Consider the following 24,693-nt stretch of genomic DNA (forward strand, 5'->3'; position numbering starts at 1 on the left):
TCGCCGGGCGAGTGTTGCGCTGTAGCGATCCGGCGAGCGGCCGCTCGCGTGCTCGGCCCGGTGGTCCTGGCCTGATATCATCGCGCTCGCCATGGCCGACGATCCCGAGGCGCGACGGGTGACCGAGCTGCTCGACCGGCTCACGCGCGGCGAGCTCGGCGAGGCCGAGGCCGAGGAGCTCGAGCTGTACGCCCAGAGCGATCCGGAGCTGCGGGCTGTCATCGCGGCGCGGACCAGCCAGGCGGCGCTCGGCGGCGGATGGCTGGCGCGGGTCGAGGCCGACCACCGGATCGCGCGCGCCGAGCGGTCGCCGCGGGTGATGTTCGAGCGCGGGCTCGGCGGCGTCCTGGTCGCGCTCGGCCTCGTCGCCTCGGTCGTCGCGCCGGTGCTCGGGCCGGGGCTGGCGGCCTTCGGCCTGGCCGTGCTCGCGTACTCGTGGATCCGCGTGAATCACCGTCAGGACCCCTACAAGGACATTCAGCGATGACCAGCACCCCCGCCGTCCTCCACGCCGCCGACCTCGCGCACCGCAAGGCGGGCGAGATGCTCGTGACCACCACCGAGTCGGTGCCGGGGTTCCGCGTGGTGCGGGTGCTCGGGCTGGTCCGCGGCAACACGGTCCGCACCCGCAACGTCGGCCAGGACTTCCTCGCCGGTCTGCGCAACCTGGTCGGCGGCGAGGTGACGCAGTACACCGCGATGCTGTCGCAGAGCCGCGAACAGGCGCTCGACCGCATGCGCGCGGAGGCGCTGGCCCTCGGGGCCAACGCGATCATCGCCATGCGCCTGACGACCTCGACGGTGATGGCCGGGGCGGCCGAGATCCTGGCGTACGGGACCGGGGTGATCCTGGCGCCGGTGGAGTGAGCTGGCCTTGTAGACAGGGTCCGAGGGACATGTCCATGCGGACATGTTGCTTCGGACATGGACTATGGGCCATGTCGTGAAGGACATGGCTCATACGACATGAGCCAAAGTCCATGGCGTGAAGAGAATGGTCTAATAGACATGGGCTTAGAGACATGGCTGTAGAACCATTTTCCATACGACATGCGCTGAGATCCATTGCGTAAAGAACATGGCAAAAACGACATGCGCGATAGGACATGTTTGAATAAACATAGCTGATAAGACATGTTTATAGGAACATGTCGAATGGGTCATGTGAATCTGCAGGCGCGCTGAGCTATGCCGCAGTGGCACCAGCCGGTCAGAAAGGGACGCGCGAGCGAGAGCCGCGGAGCGGCGAGCTAGCGGCCCTCGCCTCGGGCCCGGGGGTGCGCGGCGGCCCGGGATGCGCGTCGGCCGGCCCCGGGCGGCGAGCGGCTCCGGTCGGGCTGGCAGTCTCGCTGGCTCGGTCTCGCAATCACGGCGCGGCTCGGCGCGGGGAGTTGTGGCATCCTGCGCGCGTGACCCACGCCGCCTGGTTCCAGTGCTTTCGCGGTTGTCCCGGCCGCTTCGGCCTCACCGAGGTGATCTATCGCTGTCCGCAGTGCGCGGGCCTGCTCGAGGTCCAGCACGACCACGCGGCGCTGCGCTCGCGCTCGCCGGCGGCCTGGATGCGGCTGTTCGACGAGCGCTACGGGCGGACGCAGTGGCCGTACGGCAGCGGGGTGTGGTCGAAGCTCGAGTGGGTGCTGCCGCAGATCGAGCCGAGCAACGTGGTGTCGCTGTTCGAGGGCAACTCGAACCTCTTGTGGGCCGAGCGGTTCGGCAAGTCGATCGGGCTCGACGACCTGTGGGTGAAGCAGTGCGGGATCAGCCACACGGGCTCGTTTAAAGACCTGGGCATGACGGTGCTGGTTTCGGCGGTGAAGCAGGCGATCGCCGAGGGTCGACCGATCCGCGCGGTGGCGTGCGCCTCGACGGGCGACACTTCGGCGGCGCTGGCGGCCTACGGCGCGGCCGCGGGGATCCCGGTGGTGGTGCTGCTGCCGGCGGGCAAGATCAGCGCGGCGCAGCTGATCCAGCCGGTCGCCAACGGGGCGATCGTGTGCAGCCTCGACACCGACTTCGACGGCTGCATGCGCGTGGTCCAGCGGCTCACCGAGGACCCGAGCATCTACCTCGCCAACTCGATGAACTCGCTGCGCGTCGAGGGCCAGAAGACGGTGGCGCTCGAGATCGTGCAACAGTTCGACTGGCAGGTACCGGACTGGGTGCTGATCCCGGGCGGCAACCTCGGCAACGTGTCGGCGCTGGCCAAGGGGTTCGAGATGATGCTCGACCTCGGGGTGGTCGCCCGCCTGCCGCGGATCGTGTGCTGCCAGGCGCAGCACGCCGATCCGCTGTACCTGGCGTTCGCGCGCGCGCAGGTGGAGGGCCGGCCGATGACGGAGGCCGACTACGCGCCGCAGCAGGCCCGCTCGACGCTGGCCTCGGCGATCCAGATCGGCGCGCCGGTGTCGCTGCCGAAGGCCGTGCGCGCGCTGCAGCGCTGCGACGGCCTGGTCGAGGAGGCGAGCGAGGCGGAGCTCGCTGACGCGGCGGCGCTCGCCGATCGTTCGGGGATGTTCAACTGCCCGCACACCGGGGTGGCGCTGGCGTGCCTGCAGAAGCTGGCCAAGCGCGGAGTGATCGGTCGACGCGAGCGCGTGATCGTGATCTCGACGGCGCACGGGCTCAAGTTCACCGAGTTCAAGGCCCGCTACCACGAGGGCAAGCTGGGGTTCGCCAGCACGTACGCGAATCAGCCGGTGGCGATGGGCAGCGAGCCCGACGAGGTGGTGGCCGACCTGCACCGGGTGCTCGACGCGCGGACGCGCTAGCACAGTCGCCTGGAAGTTCTCCGAGGGTTGGCGGGGGTGACCGCTGGTGCTCCGAGCCATACGGCGCCGGAGGCGACCCCTGGAGAACGTCGGGTTCGCTGTATCAGGCGGTCGGGTGACCCGCGAAATTCACGGCCGGCCCGGCGCGGGCAATGGTCGGGCAGCCCGGGGGTGCACGTCAACCCGGGCAGCGTCGACGGAAAGCGTCCTGGGGGACATCTGATTTCGAATCACGCGCGACGCTGTGCTGGAGGCATGTCGCGAAGACTCATGATGTCCTTCGGGACATGTCGTTAAAAAGTTTCTTCGGACATGTCCTCAAGGACATTTATGTTCATGTCGCGCGGGGCGGGCGAGTGATGACGAAGCGCGGGCAGGTGTCGGCGTCGTCCCTCAGCCAGCGCTGCGGGCCAGCGGCGGACTCGCGCAGGCGGTCGTCGGCGGCGCGCCACAGCTGATCGAGGTTGGCGGGCAACTGGCACGTCGCGGCGAACTGCGCCGGATCGGCGAGGTCGCGCCAGATCTGCTGGCAGTAGGCCAGCAGGTCGTTCTCGTAGAAGCGGAGCAGCGGGGCCGAGACGAGCGGCCCGCGGTGCCAGCGACGCAGGCCGTCGCCGAGGGCGCGGCCAAGCTCGAGCAGGAGCGGGCGCGGGACCCGGTGCGTGAGCAGCAGGTGCTTGCTCAGGTCGTGCTGGACGCCGAAGAAGTGGTAGTCGCGGCCGGCCCGCACGCGCCGCGGCTCGGGCAGGCGCAGGCGAGCGGCCGCGGCCAGGGCGGTGTAGTAGGTGCCGGCGCCGAGAGCGATCGGGACCTCGCCCCGCAGGTTGCCTTCGAGCCATGTCCGTTTGTTCATGGCCGAAGAGACAGCCTGATAGTAGCGCGGGCGCGGGCCGAGGTCGGGCACCCGCGCGATCAGGCTGGCCGGGGCCGGGGCGCCGTCGACGAAGCCGCGCGCGTCCCAGGTGAAGCCGAGCCGCTGCAGCCAGGCGCGCACGGCCGGGTGACCGCCGAGGACGTCGACGCGCCCGACCACGGCGGCGTGGGCCCGGGTGTCGTGGGCGGGGAAGCGGAGCAGCAGGCCGTGGTCGTCACGCGCGAGCGCGGGCGCGACGCCGAAGCGGCGGCGGTAGGCGGCGATGAACGGGCGCAGCAAAGCGGCCTCGGCGTCGGGACCGGCCGGCTGGGGCAGCGGCGCGGTGGCGGCGTCGAGGAGCATGCGCGGCGCTGGGCGGCGGGCGAGCGTCAGGGCACCGGGACGAATTCGTCCCAGCCGTAGCGGCGCAGGTAGTTGCCCCACACGCCCTCGCACACGGGCTCGTAGCGGCAAGCGGCGCACTCGGGCCGCTTGTGACGGGCGCTGTCGTCGAGGTCGGCGCGGCGCACGGCGACGAGCCCGCCGTCGGGCCCGGAGCGCCGCTCGGCCAGGCGATCGGCAGGGATGAGGTCGGTGTGCACGGCCACCGGCGGCTCGAAGTGGACGTAGTCCTCGACGTAGCCGCGGTTGTGATCGGGCAGCCGCGTGGTGGTGCACAGCGGGATGTCGACGAAGAACGCCTGGACCTGGCGCTCGCGCGCGGAGGCCTGCTGCAGGAACCCTTCGGCGGCCGCGGCGATCTCGGTGTAGGTCGGGAACAGCTGGTCGAAGAAGGTGTTGGCGCGGCCGTTCGCCTGCATGACGTTGAACACGACCTGGTCGACCCCGCGCTCGCGCAGGAACACGTAGATCTCGTGGAGGTGCGGCAGGTTGCGCTTGGTGACGACGGTGCTGGTGTGCAGCGCGACGCCGAGCCGCTTGTAGCGGGCGATCGTGGCGATCCCGCCGACCGTCTGCTCGAAGCTGCCCGGGGTGCGGGTGAGGGCGTCGTGCAGCTTGGCGGTGTGGCCGTGGATGCTGACGTAGACCTTGTTGAGCCCGGCGGACAGCAAGAGGCGCGCGTAGCGGTCATAGCTGAGCGCGCGACCATTGGTCATCATGCTGATCTGGCGCGCACCTGCCTCTTTGGCCATCTTCACCCAGACGGGCAGCCGCTGGTTGGTGGTCGGCTCGCCGGAGGTGAAGCACACCTCCTCGAAGGCGTCGTGCTGACCGAGGATCCAGCGCACGGTCTCGTCGGTGGTGGCGGAGTTGACGACGTAGCGGCCGTCGCGGTCCTCCTCCATGCAAAAGATGCAATTGTTGTTGCACACCGCGCCGGTCAGGATATGCACCCGCGGGGCCTTGCCGGCGATCCGCGCCTCGATCGCACCGCCAGCGGACGGGCGTTCACCAGGAGCCGTGGGAGCCGTGCGATCCATGCGAGCCGTGCGATCCATGCGAGCCGTGCGAACCGTGCGAGCCGTGCGAACCGTGCGACGCGTGACCGGGGTCGCCGGGGGCGAAGGTGGCCGCGGCGACGAGGTCGCCGCTCGGCACGCCCGTCTCGGCGTACTCCAGCGCCTTGTCCGAGATCTCACGGTGTTCGGGTCCAAGCACGGCGCTGGCCTTCTTGCGAAAGGAGACGAGCTCGTCAGGATCAGAGGCGGCCATGGCTGCACCATAGCCGAACCTCCGCGCGGCTCGCAGCACGAACCAGTGAGAACGCGCGGGGCCGGTGCGAAGCGGCGGTAGCACCGACCGAACGGCTCCAGAAGCGGCTTTGCCGACAACTTGACACCGCACGGGCCCCGCCCGTAGCGTCCCAGAAAGGCTCTACGCATGCAGATTCGGGTACTTTCTCTCGCGCTCCTGGTCGCCGCGGGCTCGACGTCCGGCTGCAGCGACGACTTCGAGCTGCCCAACAGCTCCGGCGTACCGACGGCGCCCGACGGCGCGACGACCACGACGACGGGCGAGACGCCGACGACCTCGACGCAGGGGACGACCGCCGTGGACACGACCACCACGGGCGATCCGACCGGCGAGCCGACCAGCTCGACCACCGACCCGACGGCGGGCGGCATGTGCAACATCTACGACCAGGACTGCTCCGGCGACGAGAAGTGCACCGCGTACGCGAGCCCCAACACGTTCATCCCCGAGGGCATCAAGTGCGTGCCGGTGCCCGACAACCCGAAGGCCGCCAATGAGCCGTGCAACGTCGGTCCCGAGGGCCTCGGCGACGACAACTGCGAGCTCGGCACGGTCTGCCTCGACCTCGACTTCAACGGCTCGGGCTTCTGCCTGCCGTACTGCACCGGCGACTCGCAGAACCCGGTCTGCGAGGGCAGCGACACCACCTGCGTTAAGCTGTTCTTCGGCTACGACTTCGGCAACTGCTTCAAGCAGTGCGACCCGCTGCTGCAGGACTGCGCCGAGGGCGAGGGCTGCTACATGGACGCGATCAAGGTCGGCAACACGGGCTTCGTGTGCCTGCCGGTCGTGCAGGGCGGGGCCGAAGCGACCTTCCAGGACACGTGCATCGGCTGGTCGTCGTGCGCGCCCGGGTTCGCCTGTGTGTTCGACGCGCTGGTGCCCGAGTGCTCGTTCTCATACTGCTGCTCGCCGTGGTGCGACGTGTCCGAGGGCGACGACGCATGTCAGGCGCTCGACGAGAAGATGTCGTGCATCGCCTGGTACAGCGAGGGACAGGCGCCGCCGGGGTTCGAGAACGTCGGGGTCTGCGGGATCCCCGAGTAGGGGGTCCCCGGCGTTTTTGGCCGGGGCCCGCGCAGTTTACGCTGTCAAATCAGCGTTTGGCCCTGGAAAAGGCGAGAACGCGGCGGAATTCGGGGTTTTCGCGCGATCGATGGCGAAGTGGCGTGAGTCGGTAAAGCTGCCGTAAACTCACCGCCCGGGCCGTCCCGGCGGTGTATCAAAAGCCGCCGGGGGCCACTGCGGCCCCCACGGAGGAGACTCAGATGCCAATGTCTCGGACAACTCGCCTCACCCTGCCGATGCTGCTCGCGCTGTTCGCGACGCAGCTTGCCGCCTGCGCGCCGACCATGTTCGACGACGCGACGGCGCTGGCCGTCGTAGGGGACCCGCCGCCGCTTCCGGCGCCGCCGCCGCCGCCGCCACCACCTCCCGAGCCGGAGCCGGAGCCGCCGAAGCGCGTGGTGGTCGAGGACAACAAGATCTCGATCAACGAGAAGATCCAGTTCGACCTCGACAAGGCGACGATCCGCCCCGAGTCGGACGGCCTGATGGCCGAGATCATCTCGGTCATCAAGGAGAACCCGCACATCAAGAAGATCGCCATCGAGGGCCACACCTCGAGCGAGGGCACCGACAAGCACAACCTCAAGCTGTCGGACGCGCGCGCCAAGGCGGTCATGGACTACTTCGTGAAGAAGGGCGCCCTGCCCAAGGAGATGTTCACGGCCAAGGGCTACGGCGAGACCCGCCTCATCGCCGACGAGTCGTCGGAAGAGGGCAAGGAGAAGAACCGTCGCGTCGAGTTCAACATCATCGAGCAGGACGTGACGAAGAAGAAGGTCGAGATCGACCCGAAGACCGGCCAGAAGAAGATCGTCGAGGAGTCGACCTCGACCGTCGAGAACCCGTCGCCCGAGACGCCGGCCGAGGGTGGTGCCGCCGCGCCTGCTCCCGCCGCCGACCCGGCCAAGGCCACCAAGTAAAGAGGGAGCCACGAACATGCGCATTTCCACGATCCTCTGCTCCCTGCTGGTCGCCGCGGTCACGACCGCCTGCGCCGGCGTCAAGCGCGACGCGGAGACCTACCGCGCCGACACCCGCTCGGTGCTCGAGACCAAGAACAGCGCCGTGAAGGCCTGCTACGACCAGGCCCTGGTCGACGACCAGAGCGTCAGCGGCGAGGTCCTGGTCCGCTTCAAGGTCGAGAAGAAGACCGGGCGGCTCTACGACGTCGCCGTCGACCCGGCCGGCACCCAGGCGCCCGAGGCGCTGCAGTCGTGCATCGTCCGCGCCGTCGACGGCCTGGTCCTCGACCCGGTCGACCGCCGCGAGGGCATCGCCTCGTACAAGTACACGTTCAAGGCCAACCCGCCGGTCCAGCTCTGAGCGGACCGGCGTGGCGTTCGCGGCCGTCGGGGCGTGCCCCGGCGGCCGTGTTCGCGAGCGGCGGAGGCGATATGTCCATCAAGCAATGTCCATGAGGACATGGCCTTTAGGACACGTCGACCGAGCGCGCCGCGGCTGAGATGGGGCGCCGCAGACCGCCAGGAGCGGCGGACCTCGGATCGAGCCGCGGCCGGGATGGTTGGGTTTGGAATAAGATGTCCTTCAGGGCATGGTCTTGAGGACATGCATTTTAGGGCATGCGGTTTGAGACATGTCCGAAGAGAAATGTCTCTTTGGACATGACCTTGGGGGACACGTCAACCGAGCGCGCCGCGGGGGTCCCACAGCGCGTCGGCGATCAGGTGCAGCACGCCTTGCTCGCGCTGCAGGCGGCCGCTGACGCCGAGGATCTGGGCGGTGCGGCCGATCAGGCCGTAGCGCTCGTAGACGCTGGCCCAGACGATGATGCTGAGCATGCCGGTCTCGTCCTCGAGCGTGTAGAAGGTGACGCCGCCGGCGGTGGGCGGACGCTGGCGGCAGGTGACGGCGCCGACGTAGTCGATCTGGGTCCCGCCGGGCAGGCGAGCGACGGCGGCGGCGCCCTCGATGCCGAGGCGGCGCAGGGCCGGGCGCCACTCGGACAGCGGGTGGCCGCGGGTGCTGTGGTGGGTGCGGCGGTAGTCCCAGAGGATCGCCTCGCCGGCGGTCAGCGGGGTGAACAGGGTCTGCTGGGCCGGCGGCGGGGCGGCCTCGGGCAGCGGGAGGGCGTCGCCGCGGGCGGCTGCCAGGCCGCGCACGCGCCAGATCGCGGCCCGGCGGTCGAGGCCGAAGCCGACCAGCGCGCCGGCCTCGGCCAGAGCGTGCAGCGCGGCGGCGGACAGGCGGGTGCGGCGGGCGAACTCGTCGAGGCTGGCGTAAGGGCCCGGTGCGCCCTCGAGCGCGGCCCGGTCGAGCACGCCGAGGCCCTTGACGTAGCGCAGGCCCATGCGCAAGGCGACCTGCGAGCTGTCCTCGGGGTCATGTTCCAAAGTGCAGTCCCAGGCGCTGCGGCGCACGTCGATCGGGCGCACCTCGACGTGGCGGCGCTGGGCGTCGGCGACCAGGGTCGAGGGGTGGTAGAAGCCCATCGGCTGGGCGTTGAGCAGCGAGCAGGTGAAGGCCGCGGGGTAGTGGCGGCGCAGCCAGGCGGTGGCGTAGGCGATGAGGGCGAACGAGGCGGCGTGGCTCTCGGGGAACCCGTACTCGCCGAAGCCGCGGATCTGGGCGAACACCCGCTCGGCGAACTCGCGGTCGATGCCCTTGGCGGCCATGCGCTCGACGATCCGGTCGTGGTGCGGCTCGATGCGCCCGGGGCTGCGCCAGGCGGCCATGTCGCGGCGCAGCTGGTCGGCCTCGCCGGGGGTGTAGTCGGCGGCGAGCATGGCGAGGCGCATGACCTGCTCCTGGAACAGCGGCACGCCGAGGGTCTTGGCGAGCACGCGCTCGAGGCTGGGGTGCGGGTAGACGGTCGGCTCCTCGCCGCTGCGCCGGCGCAGGTACGGGTGGACCATGTCGCCCTGGATCGGGCCAGGGCGGACGATGGCGACCTCGATGACGAGGTCGTAGAAGGTCCTGGGGCGCAGGCGCGGCAGCATGGCCATCTGCGCCCGGCTCTCGATCTGGAACACGCCGACGGTGTCGGCCTGGCACAGCATGGCGTAGGTCGCGGGGTCCTCGGCGGGGATGGTGGCCATCGTCAGCTCGCGGCCGTGATGCACGCGCACGAGCTCGAGGGCGCGGCGGATCTGGGCCAACGCGCCGAGGCCGAGCAGGTCGACCTTGAACAGGCCGAGGTCCTCGACGTCGTTTTTGTCCCACTGCACGATCGTGCGCCCGACCATCGCCGCCGGCTCGATCGGGCACAGGGTGTCGACCGGGTCCTGGCCGAGGAGGAAGCCGCCGGGGTGGGTGGCGGCGTGGCGGGGGAAGTCGAGGATCTCGCGCGAGAGGCGGAGCAGGTGGCCGTGGAGCGGGATGTCGGGGTCGACGCCGGCGGACTTGAGCATGGCGACGTCGAACTCGGAGCTCCAGGCGCTCTGCAGCTTGGCGGCGCGATCGAGCAGGTCGGGCGCGGCGCCGAGGGCCTTGCCGACGTCGCGGATCGCCGAGCGCGGGCGGTAGCGGATGAAGGTCGCGACCATGGCGGCGTTGTGCCGGCCGTAGCGCTGATAGACGTGCTGGATGACCTCCTCGCGCCGCTCGTGCTCGATGTCGAGGTCGATGTCGGGCGGCTCGGCGCGCTCGCGGCTGATGAAGCGCTCGAACAGCAGGTCCATGCGCACGGGGTCGATCGCGGTGATGCCGAGGCAGAAGCAGACGGCCGAATTGGCGGCGCTGCCGCGGCCCTGGCACAGGATCTGCTGGGCGCGGCAGAACTGCACCAGCTCCCACATGGTCAGGAAATAGCCGCCGTAGTCGAGCTCTTCGATGAGCGCGAGCTCGCGGTCGAGCTGGGCCGTCACGGCCGGCGGGATGTCGCCGCGGTAGCGCTCGCGGGCGCCGCGGAAGGTCAGCTCGCGCAGCCACGCCGAGCCGGAGGTGCCGTCGGGCAGCTCGCCGCCGGGGTAGCGGTAGCGCAGCTCGGCGAGCGAGAAGGTGCAGCGCTCGGCGACCTCGAGCGTGCGCGCGAGCGCGGCCGGATCGTCGCGGAACAGCGCGGCCAGCTGGGCCGGCGACTTGAGGTCGTGCTCGGCGTTGGCGCGCAGGTGCGTGCCGGCCTGGGCCAGGCTGACGTTGCGGCGCACGCAGGTCAGGATGTCCTGCAGCGGGCGGCGGGCGGCGTCGTGGTAGAGGACCTCGGTGCCGGCGACGACGGGGACTTCGAGGCGCTCGGCGACGGCGCGCAGGCGGGCCTCGAGCGGGGCCTCGGCGGCGACGCGGTGGCGGGCGGCGAGGGCGTAGAGGCGGCCCGCGAACGACTCGCGCAGGGCCGGCAGCATGTCGGGGTCGAGCGCGAGGGCGACCAGCTCGCGCCCGTGATCGGGCAGGTCGGCGAGGCGGACCCGGCTATGTCCCTTGGGACAGGCCATGCGCCCGCGCGACAGCAGGCGGCACAGGTCGGCGTAGGCGGCCCGGGTCGGCGCGAGCAGCAGCAGCGGGCGCCCGGGCGGCGGGGCGACGGGGCGAGGCCGCTGGGCCGGGCGACCGCGGCGGTCCTGCTTGGGGGCCGGTGAATTCGAGGCTGGTGATTTGGACATGCCCGATCGGGCATGTGCGATCGGACCTGCCGCATCGGGCATGTCCGAAGGGGCATGTTCCTCGGGCTCGTCGGGCGGGGCCTCGGGGGCGACGCCGAGCAGGTCGTCGGGGTCGCCGATGGTGACCTGGGCGCCGCAGACGATCGGCAGGCCGAGCTTCTGCGCGGCGACGTGGGCGCGCACGAGGCCATAGATGCCGTCGCGGTCGGTCAGCGCGAGGGCCTGGAGGCCGCTGGCGTGGGCGGCGTTCACCAGCTCGTCGGGGTGCGAGGCGCCCTCGAGGAAGGAGAAGTTGCTCTTGACCCACAGAGCGGCGGCGCGGACGGTCATCGGCCGGCTCTCTCAGTCGAGGATCCCGTGGATGTACCAGCGGTCGCGCGGGCGGTCGTAGAACAGCCAGGCGATGTCGCCGTGGGCGGTCTCGGCGAAGTAGTAGTCGCGCTCGACCTCGCGGGCCCACCAGCCGCCGCTGATCCGGTACGGCCCGGCCATGCGCACGACGGCGCCGCGGACCAGGCCGCTGGCGGCCAGCCAGTGCTCGTCGGCCTCGTCGCGGCGCGGCAGCGGGACCGGCCGCGGGAGCAGGCGCCGGCACAGCGGCGGGGCGGCCAGGGCCTCATGATGGTTGGCCGGGAGGTCGTGCACGATCGGGCACGTCACGTCGGACACGGGCTCCCAGGCGAAGCTGGCCTCGGGGAGGTGGGCGGAGCGCAGGCTGGCGCGGGTGACGGCCTGCTCGCCGAACGCGGCGCGGACGCGGGCGAGGGCCCGGGCGGCGGCGGCGAGGTCGCGACCGCGGCCGCGCAGGAGGGCGAGCTGCTCGGCGCGGGCGCGGGCGCCGAGGCCGACGAGGACGACGCGCTTGACCGGGGCGGCGAGGGTGAGGCCGTCGAGGCGCAGGCGCAGGAGGTCGAGCAGCTGCAGCAGATCTTCGGGCTCGGCCTGCAGCGGGGCGGCCGGCTCGACGGTGGTGACGGCGGGATCTTCGTGGTCGAGCTCGAGGGTGAGGCGGAGCTCGACGAGGGCGTCGCCGCCGCTGCAGACCTGGCGTAAGAGACAGGCGATCGGCTCCTTGAGCGCGAACAGCAGCCGCTCGCGGTCGTCGTCGGGCGGGTCGATCTCGAGCGCGAGCTCGGGCGGATCGTCGGGCTGCGACGGCCGCAGCGGGGCGTGCTCGCGGCCGGAGGCGCGGGCGTGGAGGGCGGCGGCGGCGCTGCCGAGGCGGGTCCGCACGTCGGCGGCGGGCAGGGCGAGGAAGCCGCCGAGGGTGGAGATCCCGAGCTTCTCGAGGGTGTCCTGAAGGACAGGTGCGAGGTCGAGCGCGGCGAGCGGGACGGCGCCGACGCGGGCGGCCTCCTCGGCCGGGCTGGCGAGCACGAGCGGGGCGCTCAGCGAGCCGTGGCGGGCCAGGGCGAGGGTGTGAAAGCGGGTGAAGCCGACGGCGACCCCGGCGGTGTAGCCGAGCGCCTGGAGGTCGCTCCGCAGCCCGCCGGCCCAGGTCGGGAGGTCGCCCTGCAGCCGCTCGAGGCCGGTGGGATCGAGCCAGAAGACGCCGCGCGGATCGAGGCACGGCTCGACCCGCGGCGAGCGGCGCAGGAGCGCGCGCAGCAGCTCGTCGGCGGCCTCGTCGAGCATGTCCTCGGGGACAGGTTCGGCGTGGAGATCGGGCACCAGGCCGCGGGCGGCGGCGCAGCGCATGCCGCGAGCGACGCCGCGGCGCCGCGCGGCCTGGTTGGCCCACAGGACCTCGGCCTGCGGGCCCTCGCGGCGGAGGACGGCGACCGGGGCGCCGCGCAGCTCGGGCCGCCGCCGCAGCAGGACCTGCAGCGGAAAGGCGGGCAGGTGGGCGCAAGCGAGCCGCGCGGGCGGGTCGAGAGCGAGGCTGTCCTCAGGGACATGTGCCGATGCGCGCGCGCTGCCGAGGCTCGCAGGCGGAGCTTGGAAGTGGAGCGCGGGCTGGGAGGGACGAGCCATGAGGCGCGGCGCCTTGAAAGGCGAGCGAGCGGAGGAACGAGCGGAGCGCGGCGAGCGAGAGCGGGGCGAACGGAGCGCTGCGAAGGCGCAGGGGAGCGCGAGCGCGCGGCGGACTGAAGCGCGGACCGGAGCGCGGGCGCGTCAGGCCAGGCCCCAGGGGCCGCGGCGGAGCTCGCTGGCCGCGAGGCGCGGGGCGGCGCCCTTGTGCTTGAGGACGTCGGGGCGGAGGGCGAACAGGCCGGCGCCGCGGCGCTCGCGGCGGGGCTGGAGGCGCAGGCCGACCATCGGGCCCAGCGAGTCGCGCCGGGCCGAGCCGCGGGTCAGGAGGACGACGCGGCAGCCGTGCGCGCGCGCGAGGCCGGCCAGGCGCGCCTGCCAGGCGCTGCCGTGCAGTCCTCGAGGACAGGTCCGAACGGACATGCCCTCGGGGACAGGGCGATCGGTGGCCGGGATCTTGTCGCTCGCGTCCGCGCGGGCGGGCGGCGGGGCGCTGAGGTCGAGGACGCACAGGCCGTAACCGCCCGAGCGCAGCAGCAGCTCGGCGGCGCGAGCGATGCCGGCGGCGCCGCGATCCTCGGGGATGTGGACGACGATGAGGGAGTCGAGGTCGACGCCGGAGTCGGCCAGATCGGGCGGGAACAGCGGCCCGCCGACCGGCTGAATCCACACGGTGGTCTCGCCCTCGAGCTGGGCCTGACGGACCAGCGCGACGGCGGTGGTGAGGCGCGCGCCGGCGGCCCCGCCCGAGACCTCGATCAGCTTGCCGGGCGCGGCCAGGGTGACGAAGGAGGCGGGAGAAGCGGCGCTTTCGGTGTCTGCGGGAGCTGTCCCTTCGGACAGCTCATCCACCACGCCTTCCTCTTCGACCCCCCTCAACGCCACGACCGTCATGCGTCAAGGTTTACTGAACATCCAATCAGAATCAAAGAAATTTGTGTGTCCTGGCTTACGCTCGGAACTGACCTGCGCGTTCCGGCGCACTGCGCGAGGCTGCGCAGCGCGGATGTGCTCGCGGGCTCGACCTGCTCGAAAGGACAGGTCAGAAAAGCGCGCGTGAGCGCGTGGTAAAACCGGCAATCGATGGCAGGTGACAGCTCGACCGCCCACATCATCCAGTCGCTCGTCGCCAACTTGCTGATCGCGGTGGCGAAGGGCGTGGCAGCGATGATCACGGGCTCGGGCGCCATGCTCGCCGAGACGCTGCACTCGCTGGCCGATTGCGGGAATCAGCTGCTGCTGCTGCTCGGCGTGCGCATGAGCCGGCGACCGCCGAGCGAGAAGCACCCGCTCGGCCACGGCCGCTCGCTCTACTTCTGGTCGTTCATGGTGGCGCTGTTGTTGTTCTCGGGCGGCGGGGTGTTCTCGCTGTACGAGGGCTTCCACAAGCTCGGCCACGCGGGCGAGGTGGAGAGCGTGGAGGTCGCCCTGGCGGTGCTGGCGCTGTCGTTGGCGATCGAGGGCTGGGCGACGCTGAAGAACATCGGCGAGATGAACAAGCGCCGCCGCGGCAAGCCGTTCTTCCAGTACCTGCGCGACAGCAAGGACTCGGACCTGGTGGTGGTGTTCGGCGAGAACGCGGCGGCGTGCCTCGGCCTCATCCTGGCGCTGCTGGCCCTGCTGATGGCGAGCGTGACGGGCGACGGGCGCTGGGACGCCATCGGGACGCTGGCGATCGGCGCGGTGCTGATCGGCGTGGCGGTGTTCCTGGCCGTCGAGGTGAAGTCGCTGCTGGTCGGCGAGGCCGCCGATCCGGAGATCGCGGCGGCCGCCGCGGCGCTGGCCGTCGAGGACCCGAAGATCACGCGCGTGCTGCGGCTCATCACGGTGCAGCAAGGCCCCGGCGAGGTGCTGGTCGCGGTCAAGCTGGGGTTCGCCGAGGGGATGACGGTCGAGCAGGTCGCGGGGACGATCAATGAGTTCGAGACCCGCCTGCGCGGCCGCTGCCCCGAAGTGAAGTGGTGCTTCGTCGAGCCCGACATCCCGCGCACGTGAGCGCCGGAGCGAGAGACGGCGGACGGGGCGCTACGAGCCTCGAGCATGCGGGGCGGTGACTCGCACGCGTCAGGCTTCGTGAGCCTGAAGCATCACTCGCGGCCGGTCTCGAACACGAGGCGTCGCGCGAACTCTCCCTCGACGAGGGCGGCGGCGGCCTCGGCCAGCTGGGCGACGCGGTCGCTGCGTTCGCTGCGGGCGAGGTCGCGGATCTGGTCGAGGAGGGCGCGGTAGGCCCCGAGCAGGCTCTCGCGCGCGCTGGACAGGCTGTCGGGCGACGATGGGACGTGCGTGGGCGTCACTCGCTGAGGTGATGTGTCCGAAGAGACAGGTTCCGCTGAGTCCGTCGGGCCGGTTCCTTTGGACATGTCCAATGGGACATGTCTATAGGGAAAGGTGGCGGACGGCGAGGTCGCTCCGGGTTCATCGGGCCTGGTCGGGCCGGACGGCGTGGCGGGGTTCGTCGTCTCCAGATCGTCGTCGTGCATCCGAGGCCTCCACGCGAGCCGGTCGCGGCCCGGGCGGCCAGCGTTCTCCGGGGAGGGCGAGGGTGTCAACGTTCGATCGGGCGCGCGCCGACGCTGCCGCGATCGCGCGGCGCGAGCTCGGCCGTTGAAAGAGCTGTCGCGAGAGACAGGTGAGCGCGCGAGCGATCGCGGGCGCTCTCAGAACGGCACGGAGAAGGCCAGGCTGCCGAGGCGGGCGTACGGCCCGAAGCGGTAGCCCTCCGAGTAGAAGACGTGGTTGTACGTCGCCTGCACCCACGCGCCCTTGAGCCAGTGGAGCCCGCGCACGCGGGCGAGGCCGTCGAGCTCGACGGTCATCTCGACGCCGGGGGTGTGCGAGTGGAACTTGGTCATCTTCGGGTCGGCGGTGCGATAGATGGTGTCGCTGCCGTAGTTGCCGTCTTCGCGCCAGAAGTAGGCGCCGGACTGGGTGTAGAAGCGGTAGCGCAGGCGCAGGACGACGCGGCGGAGGAAGCGGACGTGAGCGCGGACCTCGGGGGCGTGGGCGACGATGGCCCAGTCGTCGGCGTAGAAGCGGTAGCGACCCTCGAGCACGAGCGGGGTTTTAGGCACGGCGTAGCGCAGGAAGCCGCTCAGGGCGAGGCGCCGGCGCTGGCGCGGGTGCGACTCGTCGAGGCCGTCGCGGACCTTGCGGTAGGGGTTGTCCTGCGGGCCCTTGGAATAGATGCCCTCGGCCAGCACGCCGCCGAGCAGCCGGCGGGTGAGGGCGTGGGTGTACCCGAGCCCGAGGTAGTGGACCTGCAGGAGGTTCGAAGGGCGCGCACCTGTCCCGGAGGACATCTCCTCGAGGTTCATGCGACCGCCGGTCCACGGGATGGCCCGACCGCCGTAGAGCTGCAGCACGGAGTCGAGGTTGGCCATGTACTGCAGGCTGACGGTGCCGGCGCGGTTGAAGACGTCGCGCGCGCCGCCGAGGCCGAAGCTGCGCGAGACCCAATCGCTCTCGGTCGAGTAGCGGAAGAAGCCGCCGAACGACCACTCCTTGAGCCGCGCAGAGGCCCGCAGGGTGCCCTCGTGGCGGAACTCGGTGAAGAGGAAGTCGCCGCCGGTGACGGCCGCCGCGCCGGCGCCGATCGAGGCCGAGGTGACGGAGTCGAGCAGGTACTCGGCGCCGATCGTGAAGCGCTCGTCGGGGAGGTCCTTCTCGACGTAGACGACCGGCGCGAGCACCCGGGTCGAGGTCTCGCGGTAGTAGTTGCCGCGCACGGTGACGCGATCCTCGGCCGCGAGATCGCGGGCGACGAGGAGCGAGACGAAACAGGCGAGGAAGACTAGCCGCAGCCGCATCCGCCACCTGCGGCGCCGTGCCCGCCGAACCCGCCTTCGCGCGCCGATTCGACGTGCGACTGGAACTTGTCCTCCATGCCTTCGGCGGCGGGGTTCATCTCGGGGCGGCTCAGGACCTCGCGCTCGGACGGACGAACCGTGGCGCAGCCGGCAGGCAGAGCGAGGGCTGCGAGGACGAGGGCGACGAGGCGCGCGGGTCCGGCGAACATCGGCCCGACCTTAGCCGCAGAAATCTCGCGGCAGCAAGGCCCCGCGGATCGGGCTTCGCCGGCGCGGCACCCTTGTCAGCGCGGCGCGCCTGGTCTATCCCCCGTGCGAATGGGCCTCCTGATCGTCATCGACGGGCCTGCGGGCGCAGGAAAGAGCACGGTCGCGCGCCGCGTGGCGCAGCACTTCGGACTGCCGGTGCTCGACACCGGCGCCATCTACCGCACGCTGGCGCTGGCGGCCCGCGAGCGCGGGATCGCCTGGAGCGACGAGCCCGGGTTGGTGGCGCTGGCCGCGGGCCTGCCCATCCGCTTCGAGGCGGCCAGCGAGACTGGCGGCCCGCGGGTGCTGTGCGACGGGCGAGACGTCACGCAGGCGATCCGGACGCCGGAGATCTCCGATGGTTCGTCGCAGGTGTCGGCGCTGCCGGCGGTCCGCGCCAGTCTGTTGGAGATCCAGCGTCGCCTCGGCCGGGACGGCTGCGTGGCCGAGGGCCGCGACCTGGGGACGGTGGTGTTCCCCGATGCGACGCACAAGTTCTTCCTCACGGCCAGCGACGCCGTCCGCGCCGCCCGACGTCAGGCCGAGCTCGAGGGCGTCGCGCTGGCGGACGTCCTGCGCGACCTGAACCGGCGTGACGAACGCGATCGGTCCCGCGCTGCCGCCCCGATGGCCCGGGCCGAGGACGCCGTTCTCGTCGATTCCAGCGATCTCGACGCCGACGCGGTGGTGGCCGCCATCGTGCGCGCCGTGACGTCCAGGCTCTCTGGGCCCGGCGGGGCCGCCGGTGGGCCGGTTGACGGGTCGCCCAAAAGCGCCTAGCTTCCCCCCGCTCGCGTAGGCCAGAGTGGCGTGCGTCGTGCGTGTCCGTCAGGTCACGTCCACGAGGCCGCTCCTCTCAAAGAGCCAACGCGGGGCGGAAGGAACTTTCACCCGAACATGCAAGAGCAACACAACCTGCGCGCCGACGGAGACGATGATTTCGCGGCGCTCTTCGAGAAGAACACCCAGGAGAATCCGGAGATCCGTGAAGGCACGATCGTCCTGGGGACCATCGTCGACATTATCGGCGAGTACGCCGTGGTCGATGTCGGTTGCAAGGCAGAGGGCCAGGTCCCGCTGCGAGAGTTCGCCGAGGAAGACGGCAGCATCAACATCCGCGTCGGCGACAAGATCGAGGTCCTCCTCGAGGCGCAAGAGGACAACAACGGCCTCGTGGTCCTGTCGAAGGACAAGGCCCGCAAGCGCAAGGTGTGGGACGAGATCCAGACGGCGTGCGAGGCCGAGGGTCTGGTCCGCGGCACCATCCAGGCCCGCGTGAAGGGCGGCCTTGCGGTGCTGCTGCAGGGCGGCGTGAAGGCGTTCTTGCCGGGGAGCCAGGTCGATCTGCGGCCCGTCCGCAACCTGGACACCTTCATCGCCAAGGACTTCGACTTCAAGATTATAAAGTTCAACAAGAAGCGCGGTAACATCGTGTTGTCGCGCCGGGTGCTGCTCGAGGCGGAGCGCGCCAACCTGAAGAGCGACACGCTCAACCGGCTGCAAGAGGGCGAGATCGTCGAGGGTGTGGTCAAGAACCTCACCGACTACGGTGCCTTCATCGACCTCGGCGGCATCGACGGCCTGCTCCACATCACGGACATGTCGTGGGGCCGCGTCAACCACCCGAGCGAGCTGTTCCAGGTCGGCGACAAGGTTCGCGTCAAGGTCCTGAAGTTCAACTCGGACTCCGAGCGCGTCAGCCTCGGCCTCAAGCAGATCACCGCGGATCCGTGGGTCAACGCCGAGCAGCGTTACATCCCCGGCACCGTGGTCGAGGGCAAGGTCGTCAGCATCAAGGACTACGGCGCCTTCATCGAGCTCGAGGAGGGCATCGAGGGTCTGGTCCACGTGTCCGAGATGTCCTGGACGCGCCAGATCAAGAACCCGAAGCAGATCCTCAAGATCGGCGATCAGGTCCGCGCGGTGGTCCTCGACATCGACGTGTCGCAGAACCGCATCTCCCTCGGCATGAAGCAGCTCGAGGAGAACCCGTACGACAAGGTGCTCGAGACCTACCCGCCGGGCACCATCGTCGAGGGCGTGGTCCGCAACATCGCCGACTTCGGCGTGTTCGTGGAGCTCGAGCCGGGCATCGACGGCCTCGTGCACATCACGGATCTCAGCTGGACGCAGCGGGTCCGTCACCCGAGCGAGCTGTTCAAGAAGGGCGACCGCGTCCGCGCGATGGTCCTGAACATCGACAACTCGGGCGAGAAGCCGAAGATCAGCCTCGGCCTCAAGCAGCTCGCGCAGGATCCGTGGGACCGGATCCCGTACGACTACCCGACGGGCAAGATCTTCGAGGTCAAGATCCTCAAGCTCACCGACTTCGGCGCGTTCGCCGAGCTCGAGCCGGGCATCGAGGGCCTGATCCACATCTCGGAGATCAGCGAGGAGCGCATCGAGGACCCCCGGTCGGTGCTCGAGCCGAACCAGCGCGTGCGTGCGGAGCTCATCCAGATGGACCCGGCCGAGCGCAAGATCGGCCTGTCGATCAAGAGCGCCAAGCGCCAGGACGAGCTCGCCGACGCCCAGGGCTACGCCAACGCCAGCGAGGCCGGCGCGACCCTCGGCGACGTGTTCGCCAACAAGTTCCGCGACCGCTCGTAGTCGCGGCTCGCTCCGCGCTACGGCGCGGGGCGTGTGAGCTCCCGGCGCCCTGACGGCCGCCGGGCCGACATCGAAGGCTCTGTCCGATCCGCGGTCTCCGCGGGCGGACGGGGCCTTCGCTGTTTGCGGCGGCGTGCGCGACGGCGCTTGATCGCTCCCCCGAGTCGGGGTAAGCCGCCGGGCATGGCCGAGGTTCTGGCGAAGGTGCAGACGATCGAAGGCACGCTCGACGCATCGGGGCTGCGGCTGGCGATCGTCGTCAGCCGGTTCAACAGCTTCATCACCGAGCGCTTGCTCGAGGGGGCCGTCGACGCGCTGGTGCGCTCGGGGGCCCGCGCCGAGGACATCACGGTGGTGCGCTGCCCGGGGGCCTTCGAGATCCCGATGGTCGTCGGCCAGGTGCTGTCGGCCAGGAGCTACGACGCCGTGATCACGCTGGGCTGCCTGATCCGCGGCGACACCGTGCACTTCGATCTGATCGCGGCCGAGTGCTCGCGCGGCGTGTCGCAGATGGCGCTGGCGTTCGAGGTGCCGGTGACGTTCGGCGTGCTCACGACCGACACGCTCGAGCAGGCGATCAACCGCGCCGGCGCCAAGGCGGGCAACAAGGGCGCCGAGGCGGCGATGGCCGCGGTCGAGCAGGTCCGCCTCTATCGCGAGATCGCAAACCGCGGGGCGAGCGACGCCCAGACCGAGGCCGCCGGTGGCTGACGCCAAGCCGCCGCGGCACCCGCAGCGGGCCCAGGGCCGGGAGGTCGCGTTGCTGGCGCTGTGTCACCTCGAGTCGTATCGGCCCGAGGAGCGCGCGCGGGCGCTCGAGCTGTTCTGGGCCCACGTGCCGGCCGAGGCCGGCGACGGCGGCCAGGAGCTGCGCGGCTGGGTGGCCGATCCCAAGGTCGTCGAGTTCGCGCGCCGGCTGCTGGCTGTGAACAGCGAGCGGGCGACGGAGATCGACGCGGCGATCGAGGCGACCTCGCGGTCGTGGCGGCTGGCGCGGATGGACCGCGTCGACCGCAACGTGCTGCGCCTGGTCGGCGCCGAGAGCCTCGGCCTGTCCGAAACGCCACGTGTGGTGATCGTCTCCGAGGCGGTCCGGCTGGCGGCCCGCTACGGCAGCGAGCGCAGCGCGCCGTTCGTCAACGGGGTCGCGCAAGCGCTGGCGGGCAAGCTCCGCGGCGAGGTCCGCGAGGCCCGCGAGGACGGTTAGGCCCGCGGTTCGGGGACGGGCGGGGTCCTGCGGTCACGCGTGGGGACTTGGCGCATGCCCGGTGACCGTACAGCTGTCCGGCCCGGTGAGCGCAATCGCGGCCCACGCATGGTGTTAAAGGGGACGGGCGTCCGGGCGTATACTGGCCGAGATGCCGATCCGCGCTCTGGTCGTCGATGACTCCGCGGCGATGCGGACCTTCGTCAGCTCGGTCCTGGAGTCGACCGGTGATTTCGATGTCGACGAGGTCGGGCACGGCTTCGAGGCCATACGCCTGCTGCCTCGCGGCGACTACGCCCTGTTCGTGTTCGACGTCAACATGCCCGACTTCAGCGGGATCGAGCTGATCCGGGCCGTGCGCGAGCAGCCGCGTTACTCGCGGACGCCGCTGGTGGTGATGACCACCGAGGGCCGGCTCGGCGATCTCGAGCGGGCGCGCCAGGCCGGGGCGCAGGTCGTGATCACCAAGCCGTTCACGCCGGCGGGCCTGCTCGAGGCCGTGACGCGGGCGCGCGAGCTCGGAGGCGCGGATTGACGAGCATCGACCAGAACGCCACCGAGTTCATCGCCGAGGCGCAGGAGATCATCGAGACCTTCTCGCGCACGCTGCTCGAGCTCGAGGCGCAGTCGCGCGGGAGCGGTCCGGAGCCGGACCTGATCAACGCGGCGTTCCGGGCGATCCACAGCCTCAAGGGTCTGGCCGGTCTGTTCGGCGCGTCGGCCATCGGCGGGCTGTCGCACAGCCTCGAGAACACGCTCGACAGCCTGCGGCTCGGCAAGCTCGATCTGTCGCGGCCGGTGCTCGACGTGCTGTTCGAGGCGATCGAGGTGTTCGGCCGCCTGCTGGCGCCGCAGGGCGAAGAGGGCGGCGGGTCCGAGGTCGACACCGAGCCGGTGCTGACGCGGCTGCGCCAGCTCGGTGAGCGCGAGGCGGAGTCGGCTGGCCCTCAGGACAGCCTCGAGTGGGTCGGCGAGAACATCCTCAGCGTGCTCACCGAGTACGAGGAGCACCGGCTGCGCGAGAACATCAAGGCCGGGCGCAACCTGTACCGGGTCCACGCCAAGTTCGACATCATGCAGATCGATGTCGGGCTCGAGCAGCTGAAGGACAAGATGAAGGGCTACGGGGAGGTCATCACCTACCTCCCCAGCGCCGACGGCTCGTCCGACGACGCGATCGAGCTCGACATCCTGCTCGGCTCGAAGGGCACCCTCGGCGAGATCAACGGGGCGCTGGCCAACCCCGACGTGGCGGTCCATCGGCTCACGCCCGCGGCCGAGGCGCCGCCGCCGGTGCCCTCGACCGGCCGCCTGGCGCCGCTGCCGTCCGCTGCCAAACCTGCTCCTCCGGTCATGTCCGAAGGGCCATCCAGGCGCGCCGAGCCGCCGCCGCGCGCCAGCGGGCCGACGACCTCCCGCACGGTGGTGACCACCACCGAGGAGCCCGATCCGGCCGTCGTCGCCTCGAGCGAGGCGAGCCTGCGCAGCCTCAGCCAGACGGTGCGGGTCGACCTGCGCCGGCTCGACCTGCTGATGAACCTGGTCGGCGAGCTGGGCCTGGTCCAGGCCAACCTGACGGGGGTGCTCGACGAGCTGCGCCAGCTCGATCACAGCGCCGACGTGTCGCGCGAGCTGCGGGTCCAGATCCGCGACATGCACCGCAAGCTGGCGCTGCTGCAGCAGGGCATCCTCGACGTCCGCATGGTGCCGATCGGGCAGGTGTTCGACAAGCTGGCCCGGGTGGTCCGCAAGCTCAGCCGCGACCTCGACAAGGAGATCCGGCTCGTCATCTCGGGGGCGGAGACGGTGCTCGACAAGCTGATCGTCGAGGAGCTGTCCGACCCGCTGATGCACATGATCCGCAACTGCATCGACCACGGGATCGAGCCGGCGGTCGAGCGGGTGGCGCTCGACAAGCTGCCGGGCGGGAAGATCGAGCTGCGGGCGTTCCAGAAGGGCAACCGCGTCGTCATCGAGGTCGAGGACGACGGCCGCGGGATGGACTGGATGCGGATCCGCGACGTCGCGGTCCGCCGCAACCTCCTCAACGCCGAGGAGGCCGTGTCGCTGACCCCGGGCGAGGCGGTCAACCTGATCTTCCAGCCGGGCTTCAGCACCCGCGACTCGGCGACCGAGGTGTCGGGCCGCGGCGTCGGCATGGACATCGTCAAGACCAACATCGCCCGCCTGTCGGGCATGATCGACGTCACCACCGACCTCGGTCGCGGGACGACCTTCTCGATCACGCTGCCGGTGACGCTGGCGATCATCCAGGCGCTGGTGATCCAGTCGGCCGGGCACACGTTCTGCATCCCGCTCAACTCGGTGCTCGAGTCGATCATGGTCGAGACGCGCGAGATCGGGACGGTCGAGGGCCACGAGGTCATCACGCTCGGCGGCCGCACGCTGCCGCTGCTGCAGCTGTCGCGCCTGTTCGGGCTGAGGCCGCTCAACAAGAACTACCGCGATCCGAACCGCCTCTACGTGGTGGTGGTCGGGCTGGCGCAGCACCGCGTGGGTCTGGTGGTCGACGAGCTGCTCGGCCAGCAGGACGTGGTGATCAAGCCGCTGGGCAGCGCGGTCCGCAACGTGCCCGGCATCGCCGGCGCGACCGAGCTCGGGGCCAACCGCACGGTCTTGTTGCTCGACGTCGGCCGGCTGGTCGACGAGGGCGTGCGCCAGTCGGACGTGGCCTACAACCTCGGAGGCGGGCATGTCCGGTGAGCGCGAAGACCTGTGGCAGGCGCTGCTGCGCAGCGGCGAGGTCGTGGTCACCGACGAGGACTACGAGCACGGCTACAAGCGCGAGGTCCGGCAGGACCTGCAGCAGTACGTGACGTTCCGGGTCAGCGGCGAGGTCTACGGGCTGGCGATCCACGAGATCGAGGAGATCAGCAAGGTCTTCCAGACCACCCACGTGCCGCGCACGGCGGATTTCTTGCTCGGGATCGGCAACGTCCGCGGCCGCATCATGCCGGTCATCGATCTGGCCCGCCGCCTGCGCCTGCGCCCGGCGGAGCGCGGTCGGGCGGCGCGGGTGTTGATCGTGCACTTCAACGACGAGCCGTACGGGCTGGTGGTCGACGAGGTGATGGACGTGATCCGGATCCCGCCCGAGGCGATGGAAGACAAGCCGGGCGGGCTGACCGGGACGCGCGCCGAGTACATCCGCGCGCTCGGTCGCAACGGCAAGGATCTGGTGATCATCCTCCACCTGCCGGCGCTCCTCGACGCCAAGGACTTCGTCAAAGTGACGGTCTACGAGGAGGGTCGCTCGTGACGGAGGTCCGCGAGGGTCGCTCCAGCGCCGCCGAGGAGGACCTCAAGGTCGCCGGCTTCTACGTCGGCACGGGCCTCTACGGCATCGAGATCATGCGGATCAAAGAGGTCATCCAGGCCCGCCCGTATCCGATCCGCCCGGTGCCGTACGCGCCCGAGATCGTGGAGGGCGTGATCCAGCTGCGCGGCGTGGTGATCCCCGTGGTGGATCTGCGGCGACGCTTCCGCGTGACGATCGATCCGGCCATCGACCACCTCAACAAGCTGATCATCGTCAGCGTGGCGGGGCGCATCGCCGGCCTCAAGGTCGACCGCGTGCTGGGCGAGCTGCGGGTGCCCGCGGGCGGCCTGCGACCGGCGCCGTCGATGCTGCGGCCGGAGCTCGATCGCAGCGGTGATACCAATATCTTCAGCGGGGTTTCGCGGGCCCATCGACACCGCGAACGCTCGGAGAATCGCCGCCAGCCGCTGGTCGGCGGCGACCGACGAGGACACACGCCGACGGCGGTGGGACAACCAACGCCGGTGGAAGACCGACAGGCGGGCGACGACATGGTTTTTGTGATCAACCTCGATGCGCTGCTGCGCACGGGGGGGAGGTAGC

General features: G+C 70.7%; 24 protein-coding genes. 15 read left to right on the forward strand and 9 right to left on the reverse strand.

The features are described 5' to 3' along the window. Window positions 1-91: 91 nt before the first annotated feature. The 3 genes from POL25_RS22510 (at window position 92) to thrC (ending at window position 2,768) form a co-directional block, all read left to right on the forward strand. Window positions 92-487: a hypothetical protein gene (locus POL25_RS22510; RefSeq protein WP_272088194.1), complete on the forward strand. Its 396-nt coding sequence runs from the start codon at window positions 92-94 to the stop codon at window positions 485-487. Next, window positions 484-867, forward strand: coding sequence for a YbjQ family protein (locus POL25_RS22515; RefSeq protein ID WP_272088195.1), 384 nt, complete (start codon window positions 484-486; stop codon window positions 865-867). Before POL25_RS22510 ends, POL25_RS22515 begins: the two co-directional genes overlap by 4 nt. A gap of 542 nt (window positions 868-1,409) precedes the next feature. Continuing rightward, window positions 1,410-2,768: a threonine synthase gene (gene thrC / locus POL25_RS22520; RefSeq protein ID WP_272088196.1), complete on the forward strand. Its 1,359-nt coding sequence runs from the start codon at window positions 1,410-1,412 to the stop codon at window positions 2,766-2,768. 334 nt (window positions 2,769-3,102) lie between these two features. Here the strand turns inward: thrC and POL25_RS22525 are convergent, their stop codons facing one another. Genes POL25_RS22525 through hxsA4 form a run of 3 tightly spaced genes read right to left on the reverse strand, consistent with a single transcriptional unit; the run spans window position 3,103 to window position 5,295 of the window. After that, a complete protein-coding gene (locus tag POL25_RS22525) occupies window positions 3,103-3,984 on the reverse strand; it encodes a hypothetical protein (protein WP_272088197.1) in 882 nt (293 codons plus the stop codon). A gap of 26 nt (window positions 3,985-4,010) precedes the next feature. Beyond that, complete coding sequence (hxsC4, locus tag POL25_RS22530) at window positions 4,011-5,063, reverse strand: radical SAM protein HxsC4 (protein WP_272088198.1); 1,053 nt, start codon at window positions 5,061-5,063, stop codon at window positions 4,011-4,013. Beyond that, complete coding sequence (gene hxsA4 / locus POL25_RS22535) at window positions 5,032-5,295, reverse strand: His-Xaa-Ser repeat protein HxsA4 (protein WP_272088199.1); 264 nt, start codon at window positions 5,293-5,295, stop codon at window positions 5,032-5,034. Before hxsA4 ends, hxsC4 begins: the two co-directional genes overlap by 32 nt. Window positions 5,296-5,463: 168 nt before the next feature. Between hxsA4 and POL25_RS22540 the strand changes: the two genes are divergently transcribed. The 3 genes from POL25_RS22540 to POL25_RS22550 all read left to right on the forward strand — a co-directional run bounded on the left by POL25_RS22540 (window position 5,464) and on the right by POL25_RS22550 (window position 7,728). Further along, window positions 5,464-6,384, forward strand: a complete 921-nt coding sequence (locus POL25_RS22540; protein ID WP_272088200.1) for a hypothetical protein — start codon at window positions 5,464-5,466, stop codon at window positions 6,382-6,384. A gap of 227 nt (window positions 6,385-6,611) precedes the next feature. After that, a complete protein-coding gene (locus POL25_RS22545) occupies window positions 6,612-7,325 on the forward strand; it encodes an OmpA family protein (RefSeq protein ID WP_272088201.1) in 714 nt (237 codons plus the stop codon). 16 nt (window positions 7,326-7,341) lie between these two features. Next, a complete protein-coding gene (locus tag POL25_RS22550) occupies window positions 7,342-7,728 on the forward strand; it encodes an AgmX/PglI C-terminal domain-containing protein (RefSeq protein WP_272088202.1) in 387 nt (128 codons plus the stop codon). Window positions 7,729-8,045: 317 nt separating this feature from the next. Here POL25_RS22550 and POL25_RS22555 read toward each other — a convergent pair whose 3' ends face one another. The 3 genes from POL25_RS22555 to POL25_RS22565 all read right to left on the reverse strand — a co-directional run bounded on the left by POL25_RS22555 (window position 8,046) and on the right by POL25_RS22565 (window position 13,829). Beyond that, complete coding sequence (locus POL25_RS22555; protein WP_272088203.1) at window positions 8,046-11,294, reverse strand: error-prone DNA polymerase; 3,249 nt, start codon at window positions 11,292-11,294, stop codon at window positions 8,046-8,048. 12 nt (window positions 11,295-11,306) lie between these two features. Beyond that, window positions 11,307-12,938, reverse strand: coding sequence for a Y-family DNA polymerase (locus POL25_RS22560; protein ID WP_272088204.1), 1,632 nt, complete (start codon window positions 12,936-12,938; stop codon window positions 11,307-11,309). Window positions 12,939-13,079: 141 nt separating this feature from the next. Continuing rightward, complete coding sequence (locus POL25_RS22565; protein ID WP_272088205.1) at window positions 13,080-13,829, reverse strand: hypothetical protein; 750 nt, start codon at window positions 13,827-13,829, stop codon at window positions 13,080-13,082. A 189-nt stretch (window positions 13,830-14,018) separates the two neighbouring features. On the opposite strand from POL25_RS22565, the gene POL25_RS22570 reads away from it, so the two are divergent. After that, window positions 14,019-14,930, forward strand: a complete 912-nt coding sequence (locus POL25_RS22570) for a cation diffusion facilitator family transporter (RefSeq protein WP_272088206.1) — start codon at window positions 14,019-14,021, stop codon at window positions 14,928-14,930. Between the two features lie 92 nt (window positions 14,931-15,022). On the opposite strand, the gene POL25_RS22575 is transcribed toward POL25_RS22570, so the two are convergent. The 3 genes from POL25_RS22575 to POL25_RS22585 form a co-directional block, all read right to left on the reverse strand. Next, on the reverse strand, window positions 15,023-15,232 hold the full coding sequence (locus tag POL25_RS22575) for a hypothetical protein (RefSeq protein WP_272088207.1): 210 nt from the start codon (window positions 15,230-15,232) through the stop codon (window positions 15,023-15,025). A gap of 363 nt (window positions 15,233-15,595) precedes the next feature. Continuing rightward, the gene (locus POL25_RS22580; RefSeq protein ID WP_272088208.1) at window positions 15,596-16,744 is read right to left on the reverse strand and encodes a DUF3570 domain-containing protein; all 1,149 of its coding nucleotides are present in this window, start codon (window positions 16,742-16,744) and stop codon (window positions 15,596-15,598) included. Next, a complete protein-coding gene (locus tag POL25_RS22585) occupies window positions 16,729-16,953 on the reverse strand; it encodes a DUF4266 domain-containing protein (RefSeq protein WP_272088209.1) in 225 nt (74 codons plus the stop codon). The genes POL25_RS22580 and POL25_RS22585 overlap by 16 nt, the downstream gene beginning before the upstream one ends. Window positions 16,954-17,062: 109 nt before the next feature. Between POL25_RS22585 and cmk the strand changes: the two genes are divergently transcribed. From cmk to POL25_RS22625, 8 genes are all read left to right on the forward strand, one after another. Further along, window positions 17,063-17,773, forward strand: coding sequence for a (d)CMP kinase (gene cmk, locus POL25_RS22590; protein ID WP_272088210.1), 711 nt, complete (start codon window positions 17,063-17,065; stop codon window positions 17,771-17,773). Between the two features lie 117 nt (window positions 17,774-17,890). Beyond that, entirely contained in the window at window positions 17,891-19,603 is a 1,713-nt protein-coding gene (locus POL25_RS22595; protein ID WP_272088211.1) for a 30S ribosomal protein S1, read from the forward strand. Between the two features lie 183 nt (window positions 19,604-19,786). After that, complete coding sequence (gene ribH / locus POL25_RS22600; protein ID WP_276594179.1) at window positions 19,787-20,314, forward strand: 6,7-dimethyl-8-ribityllumazine synthase; 528 nt, start codon at window positions 19,787-19,789, stop codon at window positions 20,312-20,314. After that, window positions 20,307-20,810, forward strand: a complete 504-nt coding sequence (locus POL25_RS22605; protein WP_272088212.1) for a transcription antitermination protein NusB — start codon at window positions 20,307-20,309, stop codon at window positions 20,808-20,810. Before ribH ends, POL25_RS22605 begins: the two co-directional genes overlap by 8 nt. Window positions 20,811-20,961: 151 nt before the next feature. Beyond that, window positions 20,962-21,345, forward strand: a complete 384-nt coding sequence (locus POL25_RS22610; RefSeq protein ID WP_272088213.1) for a response regulator — start codon at window positions 20,962-20,964, stop codon at window positions 21,343-21,345. Further along, a complete protein-coding gene (locus POL25_RS22615) occupies window positions 21,342-23,534 on the forward strand; it encodes a chemotaxis protein CheA (RefSeq protein WP_272088214.1) in 2,193 nt (730 codons plus the stop codon). The genes POL25_RS22610 and POL25_RS22615 overlap by 4 nt, the downstream gene beginning before the upstream one ends. Then, window positions 23,524-24,090, forward strand: coding sequence for a chemotaxis protein CheW (locus POL25_RS22620; RefSeq protein WP_272088215.1), 567 nt, complete (start codon window positions 23,524-23,526; stop codon window positions 24,088-24,090). Before POL25_RS22615 ends, POL25_RS22620 begins: the two co-directional genes overlap by 11 nt. Beyond that, window positions 24,087-24,692 (forward strand): chemotaxis protein CheW, encoded by a 606-nt coding sequence (locus POL25_RS22625; RefSeq protein WP_272088216.1) that lies wholly within the window; start codon window positions 24,087-24,089, stop codon window positions 24,690-24,692. Before POL25_RS22620 ends, POL25_RS22625 begins: the two co-directional genes overlap by 4 nt. Window position 24,693 lies beyond the last annotated feature (1 nt).

Source organism: Nannocystis bainbridge, from assembly GCF_028368995.1.
Taxonomy (GTDB): domain Bacteria; phylum Myxococcota_A; class Polyangia; order Nannocystales; family Nannocystaceae; genus Nannocystis; species Nannocystis bainbridge.